1 protein-coding gene is annotated in these 2526 nt (G+C 58.0%); it reads left to right on the forward strand.

What is annotated here, in order from left to right:
• Positions 1-439 precede the first annotated feature (439 nt).
• Positions 440-2503, forward strand: coding sequence for a recombinase family protein (locus CQ13_RS10125; RefSeq protein WP_057842766.1), 2064 nt, complete (start codon positions 440-442; stop codon positions 2501-2503).
• Positions 2504-2526 lie beyond the last annotated feature (23 nt).

Here is a 2526-nt window from a genome sequence, read left to right on the forward strand (position 1 = left end):
CTCGCTGAATGTTCCCTTCATCCCAAGCAGCAGGCGGTCATTGACAAGCTTTGGATCGTACGACCACACAGCATGATGCCCCCATTCGGGAGCCATCTGATCAGTTGGAGCAGATTACCGTAACCGACCCAACCCATCCACTATACGGACGGCGCTTTGATTTGGTATCGGCCGGAAGCTCGCTCCGACCCGGCGGCTGCGTTCTCGTTCATTATCGCGACGGCATTTTGCTGAGAATTCGAGCTTCAGCAACCAACCTCTATGGCGAGCGGCTGCCTGTCCCGTCAAGCAAGCTTTCGCTCGCAAGCATTCGAGACTTGCTCCGGCTTTCAAGAGACGTGGTGCTGAGGAGCTTGGCGAATCAGCCCACAAATGATTCTTTAGGGCACGGCTCCGAGTCAAAATTGGCAAGCTCGCGTGGTTCGCTGGAAGGAGAGCCATGAGGTCGGATCTCGTGACGGGGAGCCACCTGTGTCGCAGAGCCGTAATTTACATTCGGCAGTCCACGCCTCATCAGGTGATGACCAACCAGGAAAGCCTGCGGCTGCAGTATGCACTGCGACAGCGAGCCAACGATCTCGGTTGGGATGATACCAATATTGATGTCGTTGATGCCGACCTTGGGTTGAGTGGATCGACAGCCGCGCATCGCGAGGGCTTCAAGGACGTTATCGCCCGCGTCACATTGGGTGAAATCGGAATCATTCTCTCCTACGAGGTGACACGTCTCGCGCGCAACTGCTCTGATTGGTACCCGCTACTCGATCTGTGCGGCTACCGGCAATGCCTCATTGCGGATCGCGACGGCGTCTACGATCCTGGCTCAACCAATGGGCGCCTGTTACTCGGCTTAAAGGGCACAATCTCCGAAGTGGAGTTGCACACACTGCGCGGCCGTCTGACGGCGGGGCTGCGCGCCAAGGCCGAGCGCGGCGAGTTGACGTTACTGTTACCGGCGGGTTTGGAGCGTGACGCCAATGGCGTGGCATCGAAGGATCCGAGCAGGGAGGTGCAGCAGCGGATATCACTGGTTTTCACGACATTTCTGGAGGGAGGCTCCGTGGGCAAGGTAATCCGGTCATTCCGAGATCGTGCGCTCTCCATACCGCGGCGGGACCGGTTCGGCGATATTGCGTGGCGGACACCATCAGCCAGCATGATTTCCGGAATTTTGAGGAATCCGGCCTATGCTGGCGCTTTCGTCTATGGCCGTACCAAGTCCTGCCGCACGACCTATGCAAGTGGTAAACTGAAGACGGCCCGCTGCCCAATGGCAGAGTGGAAGGTAGTAGTAAAGGACCGCTATCCTGCATACATCGATTGGGATGGCTTTGAGCGGATCCAGGCCATGTTGCGCGATAACCATGCCGAATACCAACGCAATCAAACGCGTGGCGTGCCCCGAGAAGGGGCCGCTATCTTGCAGGGCATCACCTGGTGCGGCCGGTGCGGCCACAAGATGTCGATACAATACAAGGGCGGGTCTCGCTACGTCTGCAATTCCCTGTTGAACCACCAAGGCAAGACGCTATGCCAGCATCTTCCCGCCGATCCAATCGACGCACAGGTGGTGGCTGCTTTCTTTGCAGCGATCGCTCCCGCTGAGGTGGAGGCCTGGAGGCGTGCGCTCAATGCGCGGCAGCAGACTGACGAAGCGCTTGATCGCGCCGAAGAGCAGCAGGTTGAGCGACTGCGCTATCAGGCACTCCTGGCCGAACGACAGTATAATCGGGTCGATCCTGACAATCGCCTCATCGCCGCTGAGCTGGAGCGGCGATGGGAAAGAGCGCTACGCGAACTCCGGCAGGCTGAAGAGGCGCTGACCACCCGCCGAGCCACGAAGAGCAAATCAGCCATGTTGACCCCAGAGGAGCAGAATGAGTTTCTTGCGCTTGGTCCACACTTGCCTGAGCTCTGGCAGCGGCCTGATGTGAGCCGGGCAGATAAGAAGCAGTTATTACGAACGCTGCTTGACAAGGTTGTTCTCCACCGCATCACGCGCGATCGAATCGCGGTCCGGATCGTCTGGTGTGGTGGCGAGATATCCGAACTGGAAGTCGAGCCGAGGGTCCATGCACTGCATGCTCTAACTCGAGGGACTGAGATGCAAGCACGGATCCTTGAGCTGGCCCGTCAGGGTTTCGATGATGCCGAAATCGCCAATACCTTGACCCAGGAGGGGCACCGCTCACCGCGCCGAAATTATGTTCCAGTACGAACCGTTCAGATCGTGCGGCAGCGCCATCGCGTACTGCAGGACGGCGTCGCAACGCGTGCTCGTCACATTGCTGGCTGGCTGCCGGTGACCGCAATGGCAAAGCGTTTAGGAGTTTCGAGTTCTTGGATCAAGCGACGTATCCGCAGCGGCACCATTGATATCCAGCGCGATCCCTGGGACAAGCGATTCCTCTTTCCTGATACGGAAGCCAGCATTGTTGCGTTGCGAGAGCTTAAGACAGGAGCTCGAGATCACCTCGTTTTCGACCCGAGAGCAAACAAATGAAGGTATCAACATGATCGATCGTA

This window comes from Bradyrhizobium retamae, assembly GCF_001440415.1.
GTDB classification, from domain to species: Bacteria; Pseudomonadota; Alphaproteobacteria; order Rhizobiales; family Xanthobacteraceae; genus Bradyrhizobium; species Bradyrhizobium retamae.

Bases quoted from the DNA above. Each gene is read 5' to 3' on its own strand.
- CQ13_RS10125 (WP_057842766.1), top strand. From the start codon at position 440: ATGAGGTCGGATCTCGTGACGGGGAGCCACCTGTGTCGCAGAGCCGTA.